We start from the raw sequence: 26,008 nt of genomic DNA on the forward strand, positions 1-26,008 counted from the left end.
TTTTTCAAGGATGAGTCATGAAGAAGACATATAGTGGAATCGAAAAAAAACTTTCCCGATGGGGATGGTTCTTCGTCGCACCGTCGCTGTTTTTTTTCTCTCTTTTCAGTTTTTACCCCATCCTGAACGCCGGCTTTACAAGTTTGTTCAGGAAAAAGATCCTTTCGCTCAAGCCTCCGACATTCATCGGGTTGAAGAATTATATATATCTGCTGCAATCCGATGATTTCTGGAATTCTATCAGAGCGACATTCGTTTTTACCATTGGAACCTTTATACCCCTTCTGGTGTTCAGCCTTCTGCTGGCTGTTTTAATTCTCAATATCAAAAAAGGGAAGAAATTCCTCCAGCTGGCCTACTACGCTCCGGCTGTATTATCCTCAGTCGTCGCCGCCGTTATATGGATGTCCATATTCGACCCCAGAGGTCTCGGAAACCAGATTCTCAATTTTCTATTTAACACACCCGGCATTGATCACAAATGGCTGGCCGATTCCACTATGGTTCAGCTCTCAACAATATTGGTATATTTCTGGAAATACATCGGATATTTCGTGGTAATTTTTATTGCCGGCCTGGCCGCCATTCCGGGCTCTCTCTATGAAGCTGCGACTATCGACGGAGCGGGCAAGTGGCAGAGCTTCTGGAGGATTACATTTCCTCTGTTGAAGCCGACCATAATCCTCGTATCGGTCATGTCCATGCTCCAATGTCTGAAAACCTTCAGCACCCAGTATTTATTTGTACAATCCGGGTCTCCGCAGGCGCCCATAAATGTCATTACACTAAACATTTACAATACGGGAATCAGGGATCATCTCATAGGAAGATCCAGTGCCATGAGCATTATCCTATTTCTTATAATGCTCTTTTTTACCTGGCTTCAATTCAAAACCTCAAAAGCCGACGACGTGAGCTATTAGGAGAATGAAATGACTAACACCAATTTGATTTCCAGGCCCGGCAGAATAATATCCCCCATCTCATTACTGATCTGGATAATACTCACGAGCGCGCTTGTATTTACCCTCATGCCCATAGTATTCATGTTTTCAGCATCAATGATGCCCAGCAAAGATATATTGAAAATGCCATTCCCATGGATCCCGAAAGAATTTCACTGGCAGAATTTCACCAAAGCGATTGCCGGTAATGATGGAAGTTTCATTTTCATTCGGAACTTCAGCAATTCAGTGATAGTCTCCGCTGTTGTTACAGTTACGACTGTCATTCTTTCAAGCATGACGGGATACGGCCTGGCGAAATTCCGTTTCAAAGGACGCAATATCGTTTTCCTGGCCATAATGGCAACTATGATGATTCCCTTCGAGGCAATCATGATTCCCCTCTATCTCGTGGCGACGAAACTTCATTTGCAGAACAGTTACGGCGGATTGATCATTCCCTTTCTAGTGAATGCTTTCGGCGTATTTATGATGCGTCAGTATCTTCTGCCCTTTCCCGACGAATTTCTCGATGCAACAAGAATCGATGGTGCAGGAGAACTCAGTATTTTCTGGCATATTGTACTCCCCAACTGCGCCCCGGCCATAGCGACTCTCTCCATTCTGACTTTCCGAAGCCAGTGGGATAATCTTCTATGGCCTCTCCTTGTTGCTCAAAGCGAAAAAATGAAAACGCTTCCGCTATATATTGTTAAGTTTGCCGCCGAGAAGTATACCGACGAGGGGGCCATGATGGCTGTTGCCGTTCTGGGAAGCATCCCTATGTTGATTCTCTTCTTTACCATGAGCCGGTACTTCGTATCCGGGGCCTCTGTGTTTTCCTCGAGAAAAGGATAAATTCTAACTGCAGCGGCAAGGCAGGAAGGAATCCCTTCTTTTTTATTTGAAAATGCCGGGACTTTCGCAAAGGAGCTGGAGAAAACCGTCAGCTATTACCTTTTCTGAACTGACCCGGCGTCACCCCCAGATACCGGCGGAATAGCTGGGAGAAATAACCGTGATCCTGAAAGCCGCACAGGCGGGCAATTTCATTAATTCTGAGAGAGCGGTCGTGAAGCAGTTTCACGGCCTTTCTCAGTCTGTAATATGTCAGGTACTCCAGGAACGTATATGTTGTTTTTTCTTTGAAAATTCGGGATAAATACCCCTGTGTAATACCCATATTCCCAGCGGCATCAGCAAGAGAGATATCCTGAATATAGTGTTCGCGTATATATTCAATGGCCTGTTTCACATACTCGTCCTTGTTGTCGCCAGCCACTGGATCGCCGAATTCCTTAAATAGAGCCAGGCGTCCCTTATCGAGAATTTCCAGTTCAGATTCTGCTCTGCGGCGGGCATTTCTTTTTTCAAGCTTCTGAGCAGTTTTTAAAAGCAGGGAATGGAACAGTGTGTCATCAACAGGCTTCAGAAGATAATCTCCCACACCGATGCGAATGGCCTGCCTTGCATATTCAAAATCAGTATGACCTGTCAGCAGAATGGCATAAGGTCTTTTATCTCCCAGGCTTTCATTCAGTCGGGAAAGCATCTCAAGACCATCCATCCCGGGCATTCTTATATCTGTAATGATCAGGTCCGGCCTCGTCTTCTCAATAAGTTCAAATCCGGAAGCACCGTTTACAGCCTCACCGATCAGTGCGCAGCCCAGATCCTGCCAGGGAGTCGTTAATGCAATTTCTTTTCTGAGATATTCTTCATCTTCCACCAGAACGACTTTTATCACATCATTCCTTCCTTTATTTCCGGGATAACTATCCTGACGGTCGTACCGGCCCCCGGAGAGCTTGATATCTCAAGCTCGGCAGAGTTACCGAATAGAAGCTGAAGCCTCTTATGCACATTCGACAACCCGATCCCCTCATCTTCAGGGCTGTCATGGGAAGACCAGAGTCTCGACATACCTTCTCCATCATCAACGATCTCAATCAGTATTGTGCCTTGTCTGACAGATGCAGTCACAGAAATTGTCCCTTTCCCGACCTTGCCTTCGAGACCATGTATAACAGCATTTTCTACAATAGGCTGGAGAATGAGCTTAGGAAGGAGAAAATTGTTCAGGCTTTCAGGAATATCGATATTGAAATCAAGCCTGTCTCCAAAACGGATTCTCTGAATTGCCAGATAATCCTCAATCAATTCGGCACTTTCCCGGAGAGTCACCATCTCCCTGTTGCTGTCAATCGTATTTCTGAGCAGCTTGCCTAACCTTGTGACGATTTCCGTAATCTTGCCTACCCCTTCCAGCTTGGCGATGGATTTTATCGTATTCAGGGTATTATAGAGAAAGTGTGGATTTATCTGAGCCTGCAAAGCTTTTCGCTCGGCAATTCTCAATTGCGCCTGTTCTTCTTTCATCTCATCGAGAAGATTGTGTATCTGTTCGGTCATGATATTAAAACGCTTGTTGAGCAAACCGATTTCATCATCTCTCGAGGACTTAATCCTGACAGAGAGGTCTCCTTCTTCCACCCGCCCCATGGCAACAGCCAGCTGATGAACGGGTTTCGATATGGAACGGGACACAAGAAAAGCCAGCAGAACAGACAGAAAAATGCTGAAGAGAATGACCCAGAGAGTAATCCTGATCAGATAGGACAGATTAGACAGGATTATATTCATGGGCACGGAACCGGCAACTTGAAAGGGCCCGGAATCCAGAGGTTGATGAACAATCATCCTGTCTCCCCGATTAAACTGTCCCGCCGTTTCAAGCTGAATATCGGATAATGAGGGAAGAAAACTGAAATTCCCATCATTTTCATCGTGATTGAGATCGCTTGCCAGATTATTCAGGGGATCAACGATAAACAACTCATTGAAAAAGTTGTTGTTCTCTTTTTCACATAATTCCGCAATGGGATTTTTATTTATATCGAGAACGACAAATCCCAGCAGCTCGCCTCTGGCATCAGTTATCGATTTGCAAAAAGTCATCATGACTCTATCACCGCGGGCATTTGTAAAATTGTTGAAAACAGTTACGGTCTTTTGAGGCTGATCAGAAGATAGCCAGAATATCCCTCCGGCTGCCTCTTCGCCCCCATTCAGGTAGTTTTCCGGAATCTGCTGCGTCGATAGAGAAGGAAAATCTGTGAGACTTATAATATGAAGCGAAACATTATCGATATTGCCGGAAATCGCTGTGTACATCTTTTGATACAGTTTGAGAAGATCAGGTCTCTCAAGATGTCTGTTCTCCAGAAGACCGGTCATGATTTCCGGATCTTCGCTCATTGCGTAAACGGTATGGCGGTATTTATCTAATTGCCGGTTCAGGCTTTCGACGATTCTCTCAACCGTAATCTTCGATTGCTGCTTATAGGAGCCGGTAATAATATCACCTGAAAGAAAGGCGAAAACCGTACTTATAAGAGCTATGGGTATGATTCCGGTAAGGAGAAAAGCTATGAACAATTTGTAAAAAAACTTAACACTCTTCAGCATAAGATCTCATCGCAAGTAAACATATTGACAATTCTACACTACTTTTCAATCCCGGCCGCATCAAATTTTATAACATGAAGATTATAAAACCCGATAACCCCGGGCCGTTACTTTACATGAGATGTCTCTTTTTCAGGCCTTTTACGACCGGGAATTTTCCACTGTCCCGATATAGTGATGAACAATCCGGTCAAAATTATTGGCGCGACCAGGAGAAAGCTTCTGCCGGGAACCTCTCTCAGTATAAAAAAAGCCATGATTCCGGCATAAATAAACTGAGTCGTATGAAACACGGAAACGATCTGCCCCCGAAGATGTTTCATAGCCAGATTGAAAATGCTGTGCCCCCCGATTGTGGACAGCAGGGAGAGTCCGAAAATGGCTATTACATCATGAGCGGTCCAGTTTAAAAATGACGCTCCGGTGAATATGGCAACTATCAGGCAGAACAGACCTCCTACAAGATACAGCGGCACCATATAGCGCCAGAGACCGGTCATCCTCTTTTTGGCATAGACCTGGTACAGAGCAAAGGTTAACATGGCGCTGAAAATAACCAGATCCCCCAGAAAATACTGACGATCCATACTGAAATCACCCCGGGCAAGGAGAAAGCACCCCAATATGGCTATAAGACTTCCAAGAACTTCCAGAAAATTTACCCGCTCTTTTGCTGAAAAGTATATAAAAAACGGTGTGGCAACTGGGGTGAGATTGACTATAAGTGATGCATTGGCCGCCGGAACGAGCCTCGCCCCGTATATCCAGGTTATAAAATGAATCCCCAGCAGTAAGCCGGGAACCAATACGGGCTTAATCTCAGCCGGGGAAAAAGGGACGACATCCTTATGGTCCCGCTTAAGTTCCCGGAAATAAAATGGAAGAAGAAACACAACCGCAACCAGCATGCGAAAAGAAGCCAGCAAAATGGGATCGATTGAGGATAAACGTATAAAAACGACAGAAGCCGATGCCAGGATTTCTCCTCCCAGCAGTATCATCAGCATTGGTATTTTAGGGATATCTCTCATGTAATTTCCTCTGATCCTTAAAGTAAATGATAAAAAAAACTCCCTTATCCCGGAGATGATATTATAAGCGCCTGACAGTAACTGCCAGACGAATTTCCTGTTCATAATATACCATTTCAAACTCTTGTGGAGAAATATATCCCAGAAGTAAGGTGATCGGTTTATTATGGTACCAGTCCAGGAATGGTTTAGAGGAATCCTGCAGAAGTTGAGAAGATCGAAATACTCTATTTGACGATAGAATATCCGTAACATAGAATTCAGATAGGGTTAATTCATGATAAAGAAAGTGATTTTAGTGAACGCTGAAGACTCTACCGCCTCTGACTCGAAATTAAAAGATCTGCTCGAATCAAATGGATACACTGTTAAAAAAGTGAAACCAGGTGAAGAAGTTGAAACATTTCAAAAAGAGACTGATAGCGATGTCTCACAAGTTTTATTGAGCTCCAGAGACTTTGAACAATTCAGAATGTACCGGAAGCTGATAGAAAACTCACGGGATATGCTTTACAGAATGTCTTTGCCCGAAGGCATATATGAATATGTCAGCCCTGCTTCAACCGAAATAACAGGTTATACACCGGAAGAGTTTTACAACAACCCGTTATTAATAGAGAGAATGATTCATCCGGATTGGAAAAATTACTTATACAAAAAAATGGATGAGCTGCTAGCGGGAAAAATCAACCGAACCTATGAATATCAGATTATTTGCAAAAATAATGAAATGAAGTGGATCAATCAGAGGAACAGGCTGATTAAAGATAACAACGGTTTGCCTGTTGCTATTGAAGGTCTTGTGACAGATGTTACAGAGCGGAAAAACGAAGAAGAAAAATACCGGAAATTAACAGAAACCCTGCAGGAAGGTCTCTGGCAGTTAGATAAAGACAGCAATACCGTTTATGTAAACAGCAAAATGGCTGAGATTCTGGGCTATTCAATCAATGAAATGCTGGGCAGACACCTCTTTTCTTTTATGGATGAAAAAGGAGTTGAATATGCCACAGAATTGTTAGCCCGCAGAAAGCGTGGATTACAGGATCAACACGATTTCGAGTTCATGAAAAAAAACGGAGAACGGGTTTATCTGTTACTTGAAACAACGCCTGTCTTCGATCAGAAAGGAAATTATAATGGCGCGCTGGCTTCTGTTATTGATATAACGAAACGGAAAGAAGCGGAAAAAGCTCTAAGGGAAAGCGAAGAGAGATTCAAAGCTCTTCATAACGCATCATTTGGGGGGATAACCATACATGACAAAGGGATTATTCTCGAATGCAATCAGGGGCTTTCTCAAATAACCGGTTATACCTATGAAGAACTGATCGGAATGAACGGGTTGCTGCTGATTGCAGAAGAAACACGGGATTTGGTGTTGAAAAACATCAACTCAGGGTATGAAAAGGCTTATGAAGCAATAGGAGTCCGAAAGAGCGGAGAGAAGTATCCAATAAGGTTGGAAGCCAGGCAGGTTCCCTATAAGGGAAAAAACGTCCGCGTTGTTGAATTCCGGGATATTACAGACAAAAAGAAAACTGAATTCGAGCTTCTGAAAATGGAGAAACTGAGGAGTCTAGGAGACCTGGCCGGAGGTATAGCACACGATTTCAACAATCTTCTAACAGGCATTTATTCAAATGTATCCATCGCTTTATTGAAATTGGATAAAAACCATCCAGCATATACATACCTGTTAAAAACAGAAGAATCGATTGAACGGTCTAGAAAACTGACGGGACAGCTTCTGACTTTTGCAAAAGGAGGGCAACCGGTAAAGAAGAAGACCGACCTGGTCAAACTCATTAAGGAGACGGTTCTTTTTGATTTATCGGGCAGTAATCTTCAACCGGTCTTTACATATTCGGAAAAAGAATCCATAGCCGAAGTTGACATAGGGCAGATCGAACAGGTCATATCCAATCTTGTCATCAATGCCAAGCAGGCAACACCGGGAGGTGGTTCTCTATTTGTCTCTATCGAGCGCTGTATAATAGGTGAAGATGACATTCCGGAATTGCAACCGGGTGATTACTGGAAGATATCAATAAAGGATGAGGGGACCGGGATACCCTTTAAATATCTCGATAAAATTTTCGATCCCTACTTTACAACAAAAGAGGCCGGCCATGGTCTTGGTCTGGCTACAATTTACTCAATTATAAAAAAACATGATGGACATATAGAAGTCTCATCAGAAGTGGGAAGAGGTACTTCGTTCTCCTTTTATTTACCCTCGCTGGGGCAGAGCCATGCCGCTGAAGAGGACAAAACCGGCTCAACGGAAATGGTTCCGGAAAAGAATGTCAGAGTTCTGATTATGGATGATGATGAAATTATCAGGGAGACTTTATCGGAAACTATCGCCTTACTGGGCCATGAAACTGAAGTGGCAGCCGACGGGGATGAGGCTATCGCAAAATACAAAGAAGCATTTGCCAGAAATAGACCTTATGAAATTATTATAATGGATTTAACCATTCCCGGCGGAATGGGAGGTAAAGAAGCTCTTATTGAAATCCAGAAAATAAATGAAAACGCCAAAGTTATCGTTTCCAGCGGTTATTCAGCCAGCCAGGAATTAGCTGATTATGAGGCTTTAGGGTTTATCGATATAATTGAAAAACCCTACACAATGTCAAGAATAAAAGACGTGCTGAACAGGGTATTACCTCTGTAGAAAAAAGGCTGATTGCTCCCGGGGAACAATCAGCCTTTCCATCTTTATTTTACGGCTTTAGCCCATGTCTTATCGAGTCTCTCGATAATCTCATCCTGACTGACTTCTTTCAGATAATAACTTTGAAGCAGCTGTGCCGTTTCGTCAGTTACCGCTCCCGGTAAGGATAGATCCAGATACGCATATCCTTCTGCAACATAGGAAAGCGCTTCTTCAATCCAGGGAAAGATTTCATAGTCATGGTATGATGTAACGGGATTGAACTTCAGTTCCTCAAACAACGCTGCCGAATCCTCCTTATCGAGAATGTAGTTCATCAGATCTTCAGCTACATCCTTGTTTTCACATTCGGGAGAAAGGGCCAGAGACGTTGAAGTGGCCAGGTTGATCATGGCGCTGTTTCTGTCTTCGCTAACGGGAAGGGGGGCCACGCCGAAGTTCATATCAGGGTTGACTTCAAGAATGGATTCAGCCATCCAGGGGCCCTGAACCCACATGGCAGCCTCGCCTTTGGCAAAGCTGGTCGAACCGGCCATGCTACCCACTTCAAAGGGATTTTCCGTACCGTTGGCCATAATCACATCAATGATTTCAAAGACCTGTCTGACTTCTTCATAGGAGGCGCTGCCACTGTTCATTCTTTCAACGAAATCGGTAACATCGGAGCTGACCACACCACCGAGAGACAGAGCCATCATCAGCTGGGGAATCCACGATTCCTGGAATGCCAGAACGAAAGGTGTAACGCCGGCAGTCTGGAGGGCAGCAGTTACTTTTTCCATTTCGCTGACGGTTCGAGGAGGAGTCAGCCCAAGCTTATTGAATATATCCTTGTTATAGAGGTAACCCCATGAGAGGCTTTCCAGAGGAAGAGCCAGCACTTTTCCATCTTTGGATACAGTATTTTTTACTCCATCGAAAAGTTCTCCGGCAAAGTCCATTTCTGAAAGATCTTCCATATAACCGGCTTTGTAAAAGGTCGGAATATCGGCAATGGCATGAAGAGTATAAATATCAGGAGCATCGCCCGAAGCAAATCTCGTTTTCAGAATCTGACCGGCCTGATCGGCATTAGGCATTTCCAGCTTGATGTTGACATCGATGTTCTTCTCAGCCAGCTCTTTAGCTTTGAACTGCTCGAAATAAGCTTCGAATTGCTCCTGAAACCGGGGAAAACTCATAAAGACCTTCAGTTCCACTTTCCGGACATCCTTTCCGCCGGATTCGGCATCCTGATTTCCCGAAGCCATACATACAGTTGCGGCTAACAATCCGAGGACAATAGAGATAAACATTGTTTTTGTCTTTTTCATAACAACTCCTTTTTCCTGTTTTTTATATTAATACAGGAGCGGGAACCGGAAAGATATGACCGATCTTAACATAGGCTTTTGCATTTTATTGACTACCACGCATCTTTCCCGGGGGGCTTCCGAAATGCTTCTTGAAGACTCTGTAGAAATAAGCCAGGTCCGTATAGCCGCAGAGAAAGGCGACCTGTTTGATCTCCAAACCCTCATCGACAATCAGGATCTTTGCGTGATCCATTCTCAACGCGGTTATGTAATCATTCAAAGTCACTCCAAATGATTTCTTAAAAGACCGGCTCATATGCTCTTTCGTTACCAGAAACAGTCTGGAAACCGACTCGAGGGTAATCTGCTCCCGATAGTATCGGTCAATATGATCCCTGACCTCGGAAAGATCGAGCGATCCTTTGCGGGACTGGTAGTCCTCAATCAGATCTATTGCTTTTCCATAGAGATTACCGATCAGCGTAAAGACATCTTCCTGCCCGCGTTGTATCTTTTCGGGACGGAGAGATTCGAGCGAACGGGAATCGAGACCGAAACGTGAGGTAAACTCTTCAAGCATCACAATAAAGTCATGGAATATTCTGTCCAGAGATTCTTTATCTGCAGAAGAGAGATTATCGGGAAAGAGCGATTTCTTCAAAAGAAAAAGCCCGTCATTCACAGACTGTCTATCCAGTTCGAGCAGATGGGAGAAGATGCGATTCCGGTATTCGATGTACTCGTTCAGTCTGGCGGAATTGCTGAATACCAGAGTCTGCTCCTGAAGCAACCGGCTTTTCAACTCCCCGGTACATTTTTCCAGAGTGGTGTTGAGCTGATCGCGGTCCACCGGTTTCAGGAGATAGTCGACCGCCCCCGACCGCAAAGCCTGCTGAAGATAGTTGAAGTCGTCATAGCCGCTCAGCACGATTATCTTAACCTCGGGAAATCGGACCTCCAGCTCTCTGAGGAACTCATCCCCATCCATGCCGGGCATCCGCATATCCGTAAGGGCAATGGCGGGATTCAGGCTCTCGATCATCAACATGGCCTGGGAAGCATCTTCCGCCTCGCCGGCCAGCTGGAGATCCAGCCTGTTCCACTCGATCAGAGATATGACAAGCTGTCTCGACCAGGGCTCGTCATCTATTACCAGAACTTCAAAAGCCATTTACTCTTCTCCCCGTTTATCCGGAAGCCTGATGACTATGCGCGAGCCCTGTCCCGGAGAACTGAATATCTTCAATCCATAGTCTTTCCCGAAATGGAGTTTCAACCGGGTATCGACATTCTTCATTCCGATATGACTTTCCGCCGTGTTTTTAATGATATTTTTCTCAAAGAGAAGCGCTCTCTGTCTGTGAAGCGCAGCGCTTTCCATCCCGACGCCGTCATCACTGATGAGCAGCAGGACGCCGCGCTTTTTCCTTACAGCTCTGACATTGATATTCCACTTTCCCGGCTTGGGCTGCAGACCGTGTTCAAAGGCGTTTTCAATTATGGGCTGAAGAGTAAACTGGGGAATCAGAACATCCCGGACCGAATCATCGATCCGGATTCCGACTGTACAGCGTCCTTTAAATCGCATTTCCTGTATTACCAGATAGTTTTCTATATGTTTCAGCTCCTTTTCCAGAGGCACCAGTTCCCCTTCGCTGGCTGTTGTGTAGCGAAACAAATCGCCCACGGCCTTGGAAATCTGATAGATCTCCGGAGCCTCTTTGGCCATAGCCATGCCGCCGATAAGCTGAAGGGTATTGTAGAGGAAATGGGGATTGATCTGGGCATGAAGAGCATTGAGCCTGGCATTCCTCAGATCGATCTCCCGCTGATATTCTTTCTCCACGAGATCGCGCATACGCATCATCAAAGTGTTGTACCCCTCTTCCAGAAGACCGACTTCATTGTGTCGATTGACCTTCAGATGCTCAAAGTCGAGAAGTGATGTCTCCTCCATGGTTCTGGCCAGATTGACAATAGGTTTGCTTATCTGCATAGAAAAGAGTATGGACAGAAGGACTGTGGCCAGAATCAGAATACCCCCTGTCAGTAGTCCGGCTGCGAGAATTCTTCTGGAACTGGCATCGATGACTTCAACAGGCAGAGTTTTGATAATTGTCAGCCGCTCTTTATAAAGTTTTTTCGCGAAAACAAGAGATGTTCCGTCTCTGAAAAGCGGAACATCATCGGCGAAATATTCGACAGAGTCTAACCAGCCCAGAGTCTCACCGGAAAGAATCGAGACCGGAGATCCGGCGAGAAGCTCTCCCGCTTCGTTTAGCAGCAGGACATGGCCCTCATCATCAGGCCTGAGAATATTCATTACGAAATCGATAACATCCTCATCTATTCTGACAGCCATTCCTCCGAGGAGTCTCCGCTCCATAAAAGTATTGATGCTGTGCAGGGCGTAGACCGATCCCGAAACCTCTTCCAGACGGAGACTGACCGGTCCATTTAAAATGGGAGTCCATTTACCACTTCGTATATCCGGCCTGGAGATACGGCCGCTCGTAAGGGCATTGACAGAGATCTCCTCTCCGGAGGAATGGATGTAGAGATCCAGATTATCAATCATCCGCGAATGGGTATAATATGCGGAGATAAGCCGTTTCTGCGTATCGAGAATCGTCACCTCATCGGCTTCCTTTTCGACAGCTTTGATAATCAGTTCATCGATCTGGAGAGAATAGAAGAGATCATCAAAGCGAAGAATCAATTCTTCCAGATACTGACCCGCCCAGTTAACCCGTGTTCTGGAACCGGCGATTATCTCCTTTTCCACAGAAGAGAGGGTATTGTCGGCTGCGGTCCATGTCAAAATCAGAACGGGGGCGATGGCCAGACAGACCATAATAAGAAGAAGCCTCGATCTGATGCTCAGTTGCCTGTAAAATCTGATACTTATTCCCCCTTTACCGGAATTATAGAGATTCTTTCAATCTGTACCGGATTATCACAAGCCGTCAACTTTATTTTACACCTTCCCCTCTCAAGCCGGAAAACAAGGGGAACCTTAACTTCCGTCCAGTCGTCGGAAGCCGTGCAGACAGCTTCGAGAAGAGGAGATTCAATCGATAATTTTATCGAAGCCGTTTCTTCGACTCCACGGATTTTCAAAACAAACTCAAAGTCATTCATTTCCAGGGGACTGTCAGCCAGGAAGTCATATAAGATCCAGTCCTTTTCATCTAGCCGGATATACATCCAGTCATCTTCTCCCCATGGTTCTCCGCCGCTATGATTGAAATCGACAGAATTTCTCTTACCCGAGGTAAAGCCTATAGGAACCGCTTCACTGTCTCTGAAACCGATGGCCTGCTGTCTCAAATTCTTATGAATGGAATAAGCTTTGGCGGGACCACAATTGCTGTAAAAAACCGCCGGTATTCTCACCGGAGGTCGTCTCAACAGCGACCATACCACAGACCGCCTGTAAAGGCATTTATCGATAGGCAGAGAAGAGAGAAAACCCCAAAGAACTGTCTCGGCGAGTTCACGATCAGGCTTTTCTCCTCCTTCGAGATAGGTAACGAGACAGTCCCAATTCTCAGGTTTCACTATGGAACAGGGGGAATTATCCCTCTCCATTTTTTTCCAGGTCCAGAAATTCCAGGAGATATCCAGATCCTCGAAGAGCTGAAAAGCGCCGCTGTACCAATCGCAGTTGTTCTCTCCCCCCTCTCCCATAAAAATAGGAACATCAAGCTCTTCCCTTTTTTCAAGGTAGGGCTTTAGACTTTCCCTGTCGGGACTGTTCCAGTATTTATGAAACTGAAGCATAAGATTATCATCGAGTCTTTCCGTAAAAATTGACCAGTCTGTAGCCCAGTGAACCCCTTCGAGAATAATCATATGCCTTGTATCAACTTCACGGATAGCCCTGATGATATCTCTGTAAAGGGGCATAACTTTGTCGTTGTAATCGCTGAACCACTCAGGCAGCGGTTCGTTCAGCAGATCGTAACCGGCTACGATCCATTCATCGCGATAGCGGAGCGCCAGTTCCCTCCAGAGCCTAACAGTTTCCCGGGCATGTGATTCATCCATGAAAAGTTCAGGCTGATCCTTTTCAGAGTCGTCGATATTGGTTCCCGTCTGACCTCCCGGTGCGCCGTGCAGATCGAGAATGACATAAAGGCTTTGCTCTCTACACCATTCGATCAGCTTATCGACCCGCTCAAGAGATTCAGATCCTCTCTGCAGATATCTGTAACTCAAAGGGAGACGGATAGAGTTGAATCCTTCCTCACGAATCCGCCTGATATCCTCTTCACTTATGAAGCTGTCGAAGTATGTTCTCCAGAACTCGCCAGCCTTATCGGAACCGATAAGTTCCAGGATCATTTTCTCAATTCGTCTTGGACGGTCTCCCTGGTCAGGAAAGCACCACATATACCCTTCGGGTAGAAACCAGCTTCCGAGACCTACGCCCCTCAGGAGGATCTCGCAGCCCCTGCCGTTGATAGTCTTTTTTCCCGAAGCCGAGACAAAGCCCTCAACATCTCTATTGAATTCAATCACACCTTTCATCCTTTGATAGCTCCGTCGGCAATTCCTCTGGTTATATATTTCTGCAGGGTAAAATAAAAAATCATGACCGGCATCATAGCGAGAATCAGCGTGGCCAGAATAGCCGACCAGTCGTTGTTGTTGTACTGCCCGAAAAGCATGTTGGTCGATAGAAGAATCGTATAATTGTCCGAATCAGTGAGCATCAGAAGCGGAAGGAGAAAATCATTCCACATCCAGAGCGTATTGAGAATAGCGACAGTGGCCGTAATGGGCATGATCAATGGCATAATGATCGAAAAGAAATACCGGAATTCACCGCATCCGTCCATGAGCGCCGCTTCATCGAGCTCCATTGGGATGGATTTGACAAAACCGTGATACAGAAAGACAGCCATAGGTACTCCCAGCCCCGTATAGATCAGCCCGAGACCGAATGCCGATCCCTGGACTCCGGTAACCCTGGCCACCTTTGTAAGAGTAATCATGATGGAGTGAAAAGGGATAATCATGGACATAACGAAGAGGAAAAAGAAAAAGGAACTCAGTTTCCCCTTCGACCGCGAAAGCTTATACCCGGCCATGGATGAGAGATAGATGATACCCGCCAGGCCGGTGGTAAGAACAACGAGCGTATTGAGGAAGCTTCTCGCAAATCTGGTCTTTTCAAAAGCCGTAGCATAATTGGAAAAAAGAGGGTTTGCGGGGAGAGCCATAATATCACTCAAAATCTTTCCGTCCGGTTTCAGAGAGTTTATTAAAGCCATGTAGATGGGAAAGAGAGTGATCATGGAGATCAGAATCAGCATGACAAAAGTGAAATGACTGTACAGTTTATCTGCAGAGGATATTTTCATCAGGCCTGAACCTCCCTGTTCTTCATTATCTTCAATTGTATGAAAGTGATCATAGCGACAATAAAAAAGAGAATGATAGCTTTCGCGCTGGCATATCCGAAACGGTTGCTCATGTTGAATGCCTCTTCAAAGATATTGAGCGCTATGACCTGTGTCGCACGGCCTGGTCCTCCTCCCGTCAGGGCGTATACCGCTTCAAACACCTTGAAGGAGCTGTTGAGCGATAGAAAAAGACCGATAGTGACGGCGGGAAGAATCATGGGAAGCTTCACATATCGCAGCAGAGCCATTCTTTTAGCTCCGTCAATAAGAGCCGCTTCGATCAGGTGCCCGGGAATGCTCTGGATGGCAGCGATATAAATAATCATCAGGTATCCGACTCCGGCCCACAGAGAGACGATGAGAATTGCGAAAAAAGAAAGCCGGGGATCGCCGATCCATGTTCTATTTAGAATTTCGATTTTAGGCAGAACCCTGGTAAAGATAAAGAGCCACATGAAACCGGCGATAATCATACTGATCATATTAGGCATGAAGAAAATGGTTCTGAACCATGTTTTGGTTCTTTTTCTGTTCTCGATGAGAAGAGCGAGAAAAAGGGCCAGAACGTTCTGAAGAACGACCATATAAAGGACGAACTTCAGGGTGAACCATATGGATTTGATAAAATAGGGATCTTCCGTAAAGGCTTCTATGTAATTACTCAATCCGACAAAATTATGTGTCCGGTTTAAAGCGTTCCAGTCAGTCAGGCTGTAATAGAAACCGCCGAAAGCCGGAACGAGAACGAAAAGGGAATAGAAAGCAAAAGCAGGCAGGACGAAAGCGAGAAGTTTTACTGTCTCTCTGAAACTTTTCCTGATGTTCATTCTTGTCTCCTGAATAGAGGTATACCGCCTTTATACAGTAGACTATGCCGTTTGTCTTTTGATCATATTAATCATGATTATTGGACAATATTGATATTGGAAGTTTATAAATACTAAAAGCTTTTATGAACTGATACAAAACCTCAAAATCACGACTAAAACCTATTTGTCATTTGCACAGCTGAAGTGGTTAATCTAGTATTTAATATACATATGACTCTTAAGGGATAAAGTGTGCCTTTAAAAAAGAATATCATTTTAATAAGCGTTTTTACTTTTCTTTGTCTTATAACTCTGGGCATAGGTATTGAAGTCATAATTCACAGTTTTCTTGTAGAACGCTATAACATCCTGGAACGGGAGGATTTACAGGAAATAACGGGTAATATCCGCGCAAAAATAGAACTCATGCTTTCCAGGGACCTGCTAATTGTTAATTCTACTGCTGCCTATATTTCAGTTAATCCCGACATTTCCGAAGAAGAGTTTATCAGATTTGCCTCAAAGATTTTCGGGGATTCCAAAACACTTTCCAACCTCGCCGCTGCGCCGGATCTGGTTCTTTCATACGTGTATCCAAAAACAGGCAACGAAGCCATTATCGGAGTAGACTACCGCGATTTGCCAGACCAGTTACCCCTTGTATTAAAAGCAAGAGATTCAAGTGAGCTGGTTGTTGCCGGTCCTATTGATATACTTCAGGGCGGTCAGGGAATTCTGGGTCGGGCTCCGGTATTTTATGAAGATAATGGCTCCGGGATATTCTGGGGTATTGTTTCTTCACTGATCAGCCTGGATTCCCTGATAAATGAACTGAAACCTCTTCTTGATCAGAATGAGTTGAACCTGTCAATGCGGGGCATCAACGGAACGGGGTCATCGGGAAGCGTCTTCTATGGAGACAGCAGAATCTTCGAGGAAGAAGACTCTATCAAAAGCATGGTTCTCTTTCCAAACGGATCCTGGCAGATAGCTATCACTCCGATACATGGTTTCAGCAACAATCATCCCTATCACAATCTCATAATTTTTCTCATCATAATAGCCGTAGCTGTTGCTACGACTTTGAATTATCTCCGGATGATGTACAATCAACAGCTCCGGGAAAATGAGAAGCGTCTGAAGGATATAATCAATGCCTCATCGGATATAATCTGGGAAACAGATCGGTCAGGAATCATTACTTACATATCAGGTAATGGGGAATCCAACCTCGGATATACGGAGGATGAATTACTGGGATCTTCCATTTTCAGTTACACCTCAAAAGACAGGGAAGATAAAGCGGTAAATTCACTTCGCGATTTAATGGAAAAGGGCAAACCGATTGTAGACATGGAAACCAGGCTGAAAACCCGGGACGGGATGCTCATATCTATTCTTAGAAATGCCATCCCGGTCTTAGAGAACAAATCGGGGAAACTCGTTGGATATAGAGGCGTCGATAAAGACGAAACGATGCGGAAAAAGCTACAGGAAGAACTGGAAGAGAGTGAATACCTGCTCTCTCTATTTTTCAAGCAGTCTCTGGACGGTTTCTTTTTTATGATGCTCGATGAACCGATAGAATGGAACGATTCGATAGATAAGGAGTCAGCTCTCGATTATATCTTCCAGCATCAGCGAATCACAAAAATCAACAAGGCAATGCTTAAGCAATATCATGCTACCGAGACAGACTTCATGGGTCTGACTCCATCTGATTTTTATAAACATGATATTATTGCGGGACGAAAACTGTGGAAAAGATTATTTGATGAAGGACGAATTCACATCGATACTGACGAACGGAGATTAGACGGCAGCGCTTTTGTCGTAGAAGGGGATTACATTGTTTTATGGGATTCTCAAGGAAGGATCACAGGGCACTTCGGAGTGCAGAGAGATATAACATCTGAAAGGGATAGAGATTTTCAACTCAAACGTTATGTTGCTATCAATGATAAGTATGTCATTGTTTCCCAGACAGATCTTGATGGAATCATTACCTATGCCAGCGATGCTTTCTGTCAGATCTGCGGTTATGAAAGGGAAGAACTGATAGGAGTCGGACACAATATCATTCGCCATCCCGATATGCCTGACACACTCTTTAAAGATCTCTGGGAAACGATCACCTCCGGAAGAGCATGGAGTGGCGAGATGAAAAATAAAAGGAAAGATGGGACTTTTTACTGGGTGAATACCGATGTAACGCCTTTGGAAAACCGTATGGGTGAAATATACGGGTATATGGCTGTTCGCAGAAACATAACAGCCCAGAAAGAACTTGAAGTTATATCTGTTACCGATAAACTTACTGGTCTGTTCAACCGCCAGAAAGTTGACCGCTCCCTGGAAGAACAGCAGATACGATTAAGCCGCTATCAAGAAATATACTCGATCATAATACTCGATATTGATCACTTTAAATCCATAAATGACAATTACGGACACCTGGAAGGAGACCGTGTATTAACAAGCATTTCCCGTTTAATAGAAGATCAGATCCGTCAATCCGATATCCCCGGTCGCTGGGGCGGCGAAGAGTTTCTTATTATCTGCCCTCATACAGATCTCAATGGGGCTGCCAAACTGGCTGAAGAGCTAAGACAGACTATAGAAAAATTCAATTTCGGTTTAAATCACCCTGTGACTATAAGCCTGGGTGTGGCTCAAGCAACAGCTGATAATTTCCCCGAAGTATCTGATAAATGGACAAACCGAGAATCGAGGAAAAACAAACCCGGAGATTTTCATATCAACTCAATAACAAAAAAATTGATTAACTCTGCTGATAACGCCCTGTACAAAGCGAAGAAACAGGGCCGGAATCAGGTGGTTTGCGGAGAATAATACTAACCGGCTAGATATCAAAATTTACGGCTATCATAAGCCCAGTGAAGTAATGCCTGCCTTTGTTTTCTTCGGCAATCCAGATCGCCCTGGGCGCAGTTTTTTCTTATTTGAGCAATATGCCGAACCATCTGCTTCCATCTTTTGATTTGCTTTTCATCGTAAGGAGATCGCCGGCCCATATAATAACGACAATACCATTGAAACCAACCGCGGGGGTCCTCCGGATATATCCAACCTCTTTCTATCCAGTAATTTAAACTTTTCGATGCATTTATTTTAAAGTAATTTAAATCGGGATTATGAAAGTCATGACATAATTTTGCATTTCTGAACCAATCATCGGGAAACTCTTGCCGGCAGTCTGTCATGTACTTTCCTCCGAAAACCCCCATTTGGAGCATTTCTTTGGGTGTTAAATCCGGTTTGAAATCTCTATGATAATTCTCCCCTTCCGGCTCGGTCAGGAGATACTGATAATTCTTCTGCATTAAATCGTTAACAATTACAATCATGAATAAAGAATAATGTAAGAGTTCGCCTTTTACAAAAGATCTATTTTGCTCTAAAAAAGCAATCATATCTAAAAGGTATTTCAAGCGGACACTGATCAGAAATAAAAAAAACACCTTCCGTTGAAAATGCTTTGATTTGATGCCTGGAAGAGGACAATTAATTTTCTAAGTTTTGGTTTATTGTCATTTTACCGAGTTTAATCGATGTTTTATCGCTGATTTCTCAGCAGAAATATGACAATGATCAACTAGAGCTGTCTACAATTTGTATACAAGTAAATCTCACAAGCTTCTCTTGAAGAAGACCTTACCGACTCTTTTAATATGTTCAATCAGATCCTTATTATCAATTTGATCGTATATGGAAAGATCAATATGGTAAGGCAGAAGCAACTCTTCAATTTCCTCTTCAATATTATAGATCGTCTTTAAGGTAAGGTTCCTGCCAAAGGCTGTCAAATCAATATCTGATCCTTCTCTGTAATTTCCTTTGGCTCTGGAGCCATAAAGAATCACTTTCTCTATTTCTTTCCGGTTTTGAAATATGGATGTCAGTTGTTTGACCGTCTCTTCACTTAAACCGTACATGGATCAGACTTTATCCTTCTCTATAGCCAACTGCCGGGCTAAATCCTCAAACGCTTTATAGTAATGATTAATGACTGCCTGGAGTATTTCCTCTGCTGTTTCTTCATTATAGGAATGACTGGTTTTCTGACGGCTTTTAATAGTTTCCATAAGGGTCTCCCCATCAGAAACGAGGTTTCTGTTAAACGCCATCCTGAAGGCATCTCGGCTTCCCTGGATTCCTGTTTCACCCTGTTCTGTGTAAAAATCTTTTACCGTATTCCAGGCCAGCTCATATGTATACTCAAAACTCTGAATTAAGCCTTGTTTCTCCAGCTTGTTCAGTTCTCTGGATTTGGCCGTATCAACCGCTTCTTTTAAATTCGACAGAGCTTTACTGAAATTACTGAGCCTTTGAATCCACCGGATGTCTTCCATTGAGTCGTCCCCTTAATATATCGATATACTACATCATAAAAAAGAGTTTGTCCTGACTCAAATTCATGTCATTAAGACCTGTGGAAATCCTGTCCACAGGTCTTAATCATTTTACGGTCTGATTTCGGTATAGAAGTAGAACCTGTACTCACGATCATAATAAGTATCATATGAAAATGCTGCCAGAACGGTTCCATCGCTGTTAGGAGTAAAAATAACGTAATCCTGACGATTGGGAATGTCTATAGTTTTCAATCGGGTATAATTCATGTCAAAAATTAATATTCCATCGTTGTAATTATTCGAATAAAAATACTGAGAATCGTGGCTGAAAGTACCGTATTCAGGGTAGTTGTCATTAACCCACTCTCCATATTTCTGACTAATATCAGCTGGCAGTATATCGAAGATCGTATATCCGGTTCCATTACCTCCGCCATTTGTAAAAATGACATGATTGTCATCGGGGCTGACGGCAATATGCTGGCCGTTTCCGCCCAGTCGGACATTCTGATACTCTATAATGGTCTTTCCGCTTCCTTCGCGATACTGATGCAGTGTCGAGGGTGACGTTCCTTCATTTCCGATAAGAATTTCACCTGTGGAATCGGTAACTCCGATAAGAGATCCGTCAACAGTGCCAGAAGCGATTAATGAGCCCGAATCCAGGTCTATGATTCTCAAATAATCATCAAAGGTTCCGGCCGGAGATAGAGCATAAAGCTTTCTTGAAACGGGCGCGATATCTATACTCCATGTTTCTCCTGTAGTGCTTGAAGTATCATAATCCAGTTCTGAAAGAAAGGAGTTACTTGCTAAATCATATCGGCTGATAATATCTCTGTATCTATATGCTATATAAAGAATATCATCAGACTGGGAGTATTTTATAGATACAGGATTGGGATGCGGCAATAGAATAAGGGAATCAATTTTCTGGTTTGCTGTGTCGAGTTTGATGAGGTTCATGTAATCGTAATCGATTGCATACATCCAGCTTGAATCACCGCTTACTGCGATCTCACGAACCTCTCCTATAGGTATATAATTGACGAGAGCAGAGGCAGTAGCCGAAATATTTTCATTCCCGGCTGAATCTGTAACAGTATCTGCAGGAAGCGAAACGCTTATATCTCCTTTATTTTCAGGATACACTTTGAACGTGTATCTCGTTTCAATAGATGACGAATCCAGCATTACGGAAGAGACTGTTCCATTAGTACAAATTAAGTCAGAAGAATATAAGCTGGAAGAGATGTCTTCCGAAAAGATTATTTCATATTCTACTGTATCGTAATATGTATCAAGCTCACTTGTAGGATTTATCGTTACCGAAGGAGGAGTCCCGTCAAAAATAAAAGTAGCCGTTGTTGATGCGTTACTATTTCCATTTGTGTCCGTAACCGCCCCCTCTTCTATTTGAACTGTGACATCTCCATCAGAAACCGGTGTTACGTCAAGGGTATAGATTATATTATCCAAAGTCGAAAGGTTGGAAGGCGTACCGTTTGTAACGGCAATCTGATCCAATATCAGTTCTGTGACTTCTCTGCCGAAATCAAACTCAACGGCCAGCGGTGTAGTATTGGTGGGAAATATCGAGCTGTTTGTATATACAGAGAAAAGTCCGATGAACTGATATGACTTTTCAGCGATCGAGCTGTAGTTCTGATAATCATAGGAGACTGCTTTAATTGTTGTTGTATCCGAAATAAGGATTGAACTGTAATAGCGGCTTCTCGTCGCACTTGAGCGGGGATCAGTTCCGTCTTTTGTGTAATATATAATATTTCCGGAATCGGTACTGAGACTCAAGTAAAAACTATCTGTGTATTGCCCCGTATCCCTTGAAAAGATAGGTTCTGATAAAACGGTTTGCGGGTTGGAATCGTTAATATCAACTCCATCAGAGTAAAATTCAAAAGTAGAATCGTTCAGAACTAGCGAGTAGTTTTTATCTTTTTCAAAAACGAACTCAAAAGTATCACCTGTGACAGAACTGACCAACTCAGTTGTCCAGTTTGTGTTTCCCGATGTATGAGTGTACCAAAGGTTTACTATTCTATTTAAGGGTGCTTCGTAAAAGTCAATTGTTTCTCCTATCCCGACAGGAGTGGTCGACACATCAGAGCTTCTTGTAGTGGGTGTACCGAAATATCCAAGGTGAACAGTAATATTATTATCACTTGAATTATTTTCAATAGTTAATTTACACGAATCTTCGGTAGTTTGCTGTACAGGGTTAGTACACGAAAAGAATAAAAGCATCAATAGTGAGAAGAGTAGATATTTTTTCACTTTAACTCCGGCAAATGTTTATTTTTTATACTTTATGTAATCTTTTAATTTTGAATAACGTTATCATGAAAAATGACAAAGCGCAAAAAGAATAATGATCTTTTCTGCTTATTCCCAAACATATTCTCATTCTCAAAATAATCTCTCATAAAAGATTTGACCAGCTTCATCATGCTCATATAGGGACTGTACTAATGTTGGTATCGTATTTATATAAAATGTACGAGATTATTCCTGAGAAAGAATTGGAATAAAATTTCAAATGTGAAAAATCTGACTGAATCAGAATCGCCCCATTTCTTTAGCTCCATAACAATATAATCACAGTTGGTATTTCATTAGTAGTTCACAAATTCATTTTATCCAATCCAGGAATAATCTTTGAAATGACCTGAATAAGTGCTACAATCAGGTCACAACATGACCCTTTTATTAAATTATTCAGGTCATGCAAGGACATAAGATGAATTATATCTGGGAAAAAGAAAACTGGACAAACTTTCTCTGGAGCTCAGAAAACATAATTGATTCATTGGCAACAGCCAGAAAAAAACAAGGCATAATCCTCGGTAAAGGAGACACTCTAGAGTTAAGAGAACTCAGTAGTCTCTTAGCCGAAGAAGCCATGACGACTTCTGAAATTGAGGGCGAAAAACTGGATCGCGAATCCGTCAGATCATCAGTAGCCAGACGATTGGGGCTACCGACTGCAGGATTACCGGAGACAAGAAGGGAAACAGATGGACTGGTTCAGGTCTTGATTGATGCTACTGCAAATTATGCGACCCCTCTCTCTTTTGAAACTTTATGGGGATGGCAAGCCGCTCTCTTTCCAACAGGATATTCAGGTCTTCAAAAAATACAGGTTGGGCTATGGAGGGAAAAACCAACCCCGATGCAAGTAATTTCCGGTTCCATGGGTAAAGAAAAGATTCATTATTTGGCGCCACCTACAACATCATTACAGCTGGAAATGAGCAGATTTATCGAATGGTGGAATAATCAGAATCTTCAACTTGATGGGATGATTCGTGCTGCTATCGCTCATTTCCGGTTTGTAACAATTCATCCCTTCGAAGATGGAAATGGGAGAATAGCAAGAGCATTAACAGATAGAGCTTTGGCTCAGGATGAGAAAACAGGAAAACGATTATACAGCCTATCATCACAAATTATTAAAGAGAAAACTGCCTATTACGATATCCTTGAAAATTCACAAAAAGGAAACGGAGATATAACAGACTGGTTGAACTGGTTTCTACAGATGTTCAGCCGCAGCATTGACGCATCTCTCATGACAATCGAAAGCTCTATCTTTAAGAACACCTTCTATAGAATATTGAATGATCTCATAATAACCGAAAGACAGAAAAAGGTGATTGATAAATTACTGGCACCATATCCTGAAGAATTTAAAGGCGGACTGACCAACAAAAAATATGTATCAATGACAAAGATTAGTCCGGAGACGGCTAAAAGAGATATCAAGGATCTCCTCGATAAAGGGATTTTACTCAAGAATGGAGGTGGAGGCCGTTCTGCCAGTTACAGATTGAATTTAGATATGGCTAAAGATTGATATTCTACTCATGGAGACTATTGATTTTCGGGGGGAAAACTCTGGATTTTGTATACATATTGATCCCCTCCCTTAAAACTGTACCATAAGGTAGATTACTTTTCAGCTTCAAAATACAATGGAGACTGAAATGAAAAAGAGATTTACAGAAGAACAGATCGTCAAAATCCTAGGCGAGCAGAAACTAGGCAAACAGGTAAAAGAGATTGCCAGAGAGTACGAAATCAGTACCAATACATTCTTCAACTGGAAGAAGAAATATGGTGATATGACAAAGCAGGAGATTGTTAAGCTGCGACAGTTTGAAGAAGAGAATGAGCGTTTAAAGAAGCTGGTGGCTAACCTATCTCTTGATAATATGGCTCAGAAGGAAATCATAAAAAAGTTCTGCGACCCGGAATAAAACGAGAGGTCGTTGACCATCTGAAAAAGTATTTCGGGTTTTCAACCAGGCGCAGTTGTACTCTGGCTCAAATTGCCAGATCTACATACTTATATACTCCCAAACCAAATGATGATGAGAAAAATATCAAAGAGATCTTTAAGATTCTGGAGAAAAGCCAGAAATATGGATGCGAGATGGTACATATGAAACTCCGTCAGAAGAAGATTGCCGCTGTTGAAAGGCAGCCTGTTGAGCTTCCAGAAAACCCAGGTGTAGTCTGGGCAATGGATTTTGTCAGTGATTCTGTTGCTCATAGGAGGAAGCTGAAGATCTTGACTGTTATTGATCCAGTGAGTAATAGATCTCCATTGATTCATCCTGCATTCTCTATCAATGGGAAAGAGGTCGCAAATCGGTTGGAGATAGCAAAAGAGGAGCATGGAAAACCTGAATATATTCAATGTGATAACGGACCGGAATTCAGAAGTAAAGAGCTAGATCAATGGTGTTATGAAAATGGAATTAAGCTCGTTTTCTCAAGGCCGGGAAAACCAACGGACAACTGTCATATTGAAAGTTTCAATGGAACGTATCGAAATGAGTGTCTGAACTCTCATTATTTTTTATCATTGAAAGATGCCAAAGAAAAAATCATTGACTGGTGGGAAGAATACAATGTTGAAAGACCTCAGAAGAGGTTAAAAGGAATGACACCTTTAGAATATGAAGGTATGCTGAAAAAGCGGAAAAGTAATCCTACGAGTGGTCGAATGTAGGGGTGAGGTCAATGGCACACCCGGAAGTAAGGGAGATGACATACTAATACTTGTCAAAGATTACTATAATCACTTTGGTATAAGATCAGAATAGAAAAAACATAGGCTTCATATATGGATCCGTTCAGACTGATTCCAAATCCTCTGTTTTCAACTTGTGGTCGAACTTTGGGGTGAGGTCAACTTAGGCAAACATCATTTCGTTCTATAGACCTGGTTTGAATCTCGACTCCCTCCGTCCAATTGAGTAAGTGATTGTCTATACAGATTTCAAGCGATGAGCCTTCACTGTTCTTGCATTTGTACTCCTAATTCCGAAAGTGCTTTTTTACCGAACTTGGTACGCAGTGTGAAATGCGAATCACCGAGTTCTTTATCAGCTCTTGAGAGAGCATCAAATAAGCGTTCTTCAAAGCATTCAGGCTTACGCCAATGAAGCGGAAATGATCGCATCATGGCATTTCTGAGATCATCCACAGATTGAACCTTATGTACTAATTGAATCCCTTGATACCAGAAGTCGTGAATAGAAGCACTGTATGATCGGGTAATCATCATTTCTTTTTTCTCTGGGAGCAGTCCTCTGAACATGATATTTTCCAGAGGTACAACTTTTAGAAGATCCTCTCGACTACCAGACTCGTCTGTTCGCTCAGTCCGTTCTTGCACCTGTGCAACCAGTACACAATCAGCAGGAGGCTTAAGCTTATTTGCTCTAAAAACCTCAATCGGTATGCGGAAGTCTACTCCAATGTAGTCCCCGACTTTAATGTCATCCCATTTGGTGGGAATTACATAGTTTCTATAGTCCTCTTCCTCTGCAAAGTAATACTCCATACAAGCGTTCAGCGTCTGCTCATGTAGAGAATCCGGCTGAAAGTTGCCACCTGTTCCGGTTCAAAGTTGCCGGGCATTCCGGACGAAAGTTGCCACCCATTCCGGTTTAAAGTTGCCAC

Annotated in this window: 21 protein-coding genes; 7 read left to right on the forward strand and 14 right to left on the reverse strand. The window is 43.1% G+C overall.

Translation table 11 applies throughout. The features are described from left to right. The first annotated feature begins 17 nt into the window (after nt 1-17). Nucleotides 18-923, forward strand: coding sequence for a carbohydrate ABC transporter permease (locus HNR50_RS18850; RefSeq protein ID WP_184748357.1), 906 nt, complete (start codon nt 18-20; stop codon nt 921-923). Between the two features lie 9 nt (nt 924-932). Beyond that, nucleotides 933-1,802, forward strand: a complete 870-nt coding sequence (locus HNR50_RS18855) for a carbohydrate ABC transporter permease (protein WP_184748358.1) — start codon at nt 933-935, stop codon at nt 1,800-1,802. Nucleotides 1,803-1,890: 88 nt separating this feature from the next. Here HNR50_RS18855 and HNR50_RS18860 read toward each other — a convergent pair whose 3' ends face one another. From HNR50_RS18860 to HNR50_RS18870, 3 genes are all read right to left on the reverse strand, one after another. Then, nucleotides 1,891-2,691, reverse strand: coding sequence for a helix-turn-helix domain-containing protein (locus tag HNR50_RS18860; RefSeq protein WP_184748359.1), 801 nt, complete (start codon nt 2,689-2,691; stop codon nt 1,891-1,893). Next, a complete protein-coding gene (locus HNR50_RS18865; RefSeq protein ID WP_184748360.1) occupies nt 2,688-4,412 on the reverse strand; it encodes a cache domain-containing sensor histidine kinase in 1,725 nt (574 codons plus the stop codon). Before HNR50_RS18865 ends, HNR50_RS18860 begins: the two co-directional genes overlap by 4 nt. A 107-nt stretch (nt 4,413-4,519) precedes the next feature. After that, nucleotides 4,520-5,443 carry a DMT family transporter gene (locus HNR50_RS18870; RefSeq protein ID WP_184748361.1) on the reverse strand — a complete coding sequence of 308 codons (924 nt, stop codon included), beginning with the start codon at nt 5,441-5,443 and terminating at the stop codon, nt 4,520-4,522. Between the two features lie 277 nt (nt 5,444-5,720). On the opposite strand from HNR50_RS18870, the gene HNR50_RS18875 reads away from it, so the two are divergent. After that, on the forward strand, nt 5,721-8,126 hold the full coding sequence (locus HNR50_RS18875; RefSeq protein ID WP_184748362.1) for a PAS domain-containing hybrid sensor histidine kinase/response regulator: 2,406 nt from the start codon (nt 5,721-5,723) through the stop codon (nt 8,124-8,126). A gap of 44 nt (nt 8,127-8,170) precedes the next feature. Here the strand turns inward: HNR50_RS18875 and HNR50_RS18880 are convergent, their stop codons facing one another. The 6 genes from HNR50_RS18880 to HNR50_RS18905 all read right to left on the reverse strand — a co-directional run bounded on the left by HNR50_RS18880 (nt 8,171) and on the right by HNR50_RS18905 (nt 15,659). Beyond that, entirely contained in the window at nt 8,171-9,439 is a 1,269-nt protein-coding gene (locus tag HNR50_RS18880) for an ABC transporter substrate-binding protein (RefSeq protein ID WP_184748363.1), read from the reverse strand. Between the two features lie 85 nt (nt 9,440-9,524). Further along, a complete protein-coding gene (locus HNR50_RS18885; RefSeq protein ID WP_184748364.1) occupies nt 9,525-10,592 on the reverse strand; it encodes a response regulator transcription factor in 1,068 nt (355 codons plus the stop codon). Beyond that, nucleotides 10,593-12,275 carry a sensor histidine kinase gene (locus tag HNR50_RS18890; RefSeq protein WP_184748365.1) on the reverse strand — a complete coding sequence of 561 codons (1,683 nt, stop codon included), beginning with the start codon at nt 12,273-12,275 and terminating at the stop codon, nt 10,593-10,595. Nucleotides 12,276-12,325: 50 nt separating this feature from the next. Continuing rightward, on the reverse strand, nt 12,326-13,945 hold the full coding sequence (locus HNR50_RS18895; RefSeq protein WP_221439933.1) for a cellulase family glycosylhydrolase: 1,620 nt from the start codon (nt 13,943-13,945) through the stop codon (nt 12,326-12,328). Between the two features lie 5 nt (nt 13,946-13,950). Then, nucleotides 13,951-14,790, reverse strand: a complete 840-nt coding sequence (locus tag HNR50_RS18900) for a carbohydrate ABC transporter permease (RefSeq protein WP_184748367.1) — start codon at nt 14,788-14,790, stop codon at nt 13,951-13,953. Next, nucleotides 14,790-15,659 (reverse strand): carbohydrate ABC transporter permease, encoded by an 870-nt coding sequence (locus tag HNR50_RS18905; protein WP_184748368.1) that lies wholly within the window; start codon nt 15,657-15,659, stop codon nt 14,790-14,792. The genes HNR50_RS18900 and HNR50_RS18905 overlap by 1 nt, the downstream gene beginning before the upstream one ends. A gap of 234 nt (nt 15,660-15,893) precedes the next feature. Between HNR50_RS18905 and HNR50_RS18910 the strand changes: the two genes are divergently transcribed. Then, the gene (locus HNR50_RS18910; RefSeq protein WP_184748369.1) at nt 15,894-18,494 is read left to right on the forward strand and encodes a diguanylate cyclase; all 2,601 of its coding nucleotides are present in this window, start codon (nt 15,894-15,896) and stop codon (nt 18,492-18,494) included. A gap of 17 nt (nt 18,495-18,511) precedes the next feature. Here HNR50_RS18910 and HNR50_RS18915 read toward each other — a convergent pair whose 3' ends face one another. From HNR50_RS18915 to HNR50_RS18930, 4 genes are all read right to left on the reverse strand, one after another. Next, on the reverse strand, nt 18,512-19,075 hold the full coding sequence (locus HNR50_RS18915; RefSeq protein ID WP_221439934.1) for a hypothetical protein: 564 nt from the start codon (nt 19,073-19,075) through the stop codon (nt 18,512-18,514). A gap of 216 nt (nt 19,076-19,291) precedes the next feature. Continuing rightward, a complete protein-coding gene (locus HNR50_RS18920) occupies nt 19,292-19,597 on the reverse strand; it encodes a nucleotidyltransferase domain-containing protein (protein WP_184748370.1) in 306 nt (101 codons plus the stop codon). A 3-nt stretch (nt 19,598-19,600) separates the two neighbouring features. Further along, nucleotides 19,601-20,014, reverse strand: coding sequence for a nucleotidyltransferase substrate binding protein (locus tag HNR50_RS18925; RefSeq protein WP_184748371.1), 414 nt, complete (start codon nt 20,012-20,014; stop codon nt 19,601-19,603). Nucleotides 20,015-20,125: 111 nt separating this feature from the next. Further along, nucleotides 20,126-22,312, reverse strand: a complete 2,187-nt coding sequence (locus tag HNR50_RS18930; protein ID WP_184748372.1) for an Ig-like domain-containing protein — start codon at nt 22,310-22,312, stop codon at nt 20,126-20,128. A 463-nt stretch (nt 22,313-22,775) separates the two neighbouring features. Here HNR50_RS18930 and HNR50_RS18935 point away from each other — a divergent pair, with 463 nt between their 5' ends. The 3 genes from HNR50_RS18935 to HNR50_RS18945 all read left to right on the forward strand — a co-directional run bounded on the left by HNR50_RS18935 (nt 22,776) and on the right by HNR50_RS18945 (nt 25,052). Then, complete coding sequence (locus HNR50_RS18935) at nt 22,776-23,891, forward strand: Fic family protein (RefSeq protein WP_184748373.1); 1,116 nt, start codon at nt 22,776-22,778, stop codon at nt 23,889-23,891. A gap of 130 nt (nt 23,892-24,021) precedes the next feature. Beyond that, nucleotides 24,022-24,294, forward strand: a complete 273-nt coding sequence (locus HNR50_RS18940) for a transposase (RefSeq protein ID WP_184748374.1) — start codon at nt 24,022-24,024, stop codon at nt 24,292-24,294. A gap of 185 nt (nt 24,295-24,479) precedes the next feature. Further along, nucleotides 24,480-25,052, forward strand: coding sequence for an integrase core domain-containing protein (locus HNR50_RS18945; protein WP_184748375.1), 573 nt, complete (start codon nt 24,480-24,482; stop codon nt 25,050-25,052). Nucleotides 25,053-25,337: 285 nt separating this feature from the next. Here HNR50_RS18945 and HNR50_RS18950 read toward each other — a convergent pair whose 3' ends face one another. Beyond that, a complete protein-coding gene (locus HNR50_RS18950) occupies nt 25,338-25,889 on the reverse strand; it encodes a hypothetical protein (protein ID WP_184748376.1) in 552 nt (183 codons plus the stop codon). Nucleotides 25,890-26,008: the final 119 nt, after the last annotated feature.

Source organism: Spirochaeta isovalerica (genome assembly GCF_014207565.1).
In the GTDB taxonomy this organism is placed as follows: Bacteria; Spirochaetota; Spirochaetia; order DSM-2461; family DSM-2461; genus Spirochaeta_F; species Spirochaeta_F isovalerica.

Bases quoted from the DNA above. Each gene is read 5' to 3' on its own strand.
- HNR50_RS18925 (WP_184748371.1), bottom strand. From the start codon at position 20,014: ATGGAAGACATCCGGTGGATTCAAAGGCTCAGTAATTTCAGTAAAGCT.
- HNR50_RS18950 (WP_184748376.1), bottom strand. From the start codon at position 25,889: ATGGAGTATTACTTTGCAGAGGAAGAGGACTATAGAAACTATGTAATT.
- HNR50_RS18940 (WP_184748374.1), top strand. From the start codon at position 24,022: ATGAAAAAGAGATTTACAGAAGAACAGATCGTCAAAATCCTAGGCGAG.
- HNR50_RS18880 (WP_184748363.1), bottom strand. From the start codon at position 9,439: ATGAAAAAGACAAAAACAATGTTTATCTCTATTGTCCTCGGATTGTTA.
- HNR50_RS18885 (WP_184748364.1), bottom strand. From the start codon at position 10,592: ATGGCTTTTGAAGTTCTGGTAATAGATGACGAGCCCTGGTCGAGACAG.
- HNR50_RS18890 (WP_184748365.1), bottom strand. From the start codon at position 12,275: ATGGTCTGTCTGGCCATCGCCCCCGTTCTGATTTTGACATGGACCGCA.
- HNR50_RS18915 (WP_221439934.1), bottom strand. From the start codon at position 19,075: ATGATTGCTTTTTTAGAGCAAAATAGATCTTTTGTAAAAGGCGAACTC.
- HNR50_RS18865 (WP_184748360.1), bottom strand. From the start codon at position 4,412: ATGCTGAAGAGTGTTAAGTTTTTTTACAAATTGTTCATAGCTTTTCTC.
- HNR50_RS18935 (WP_184748373.1), top strand. From the start codon at position 22,776: ATGAATTATATCTGGGAAAAAGAAAACTGGACAAACTTTCTCTGGAGC.
- HNR50_RS18920 (WP_184748370.1), bottom strand. From the start codon at position 19,597: ATGTACGGTTTAAGTGAAGAGACGGTCAAACAACTGACATCCATATTT.
- HNR50_RS18855 (WP_184748358.1), top strand. From the start codon at position 933: ATGACTAACACCAATTTGATTTCCAGGCCCGGCAGAATAATATCCCCC.
- HNR50_RS18870 (WP_184748361.1), bottom strand. From the start codon at position 5,443: ATGAGAGATATCCCTAAAATACCAATGCTGATGATACTGCTGGGAGGA.
- HNR50_RS18945 (WP_184748375.1), top strand. From the start codon at position 24,480: ATGAAACTCCGTCAGAAGAAGATTGCCGCTGTTGAAAGGCAGCCTGTT.
- HNR50_RS18905 (WP_184748368.1), bottom strand. From the start codon at position 15,659: ATGAACATCAGGAAAAGTTTCAGAGAGACAGTAAAACTTCTCGCTTTC.
- HNR50_RS18850 (WP_184748357.1), top strand. From the start codon at position 18: ATGAAGAAGACATATAGTGGAATCGAAAAAAAACTTTCCCGATGGGGA.
- HNR50_RS18875 (WP_184748362.1), top strand. From the start codon at position 5,721: ATGATAAAGAAAGTGATTTTAGTGAACGCTGAAGACTCTACCGCCTCT.
- HNR50_RS18900 (WP_184748367.1), bottom strand. From the start codon at position 14,790: ATGAAAATATCCTCTGCAGATAAACTGTACAGTCATTTCACTTTTGTC.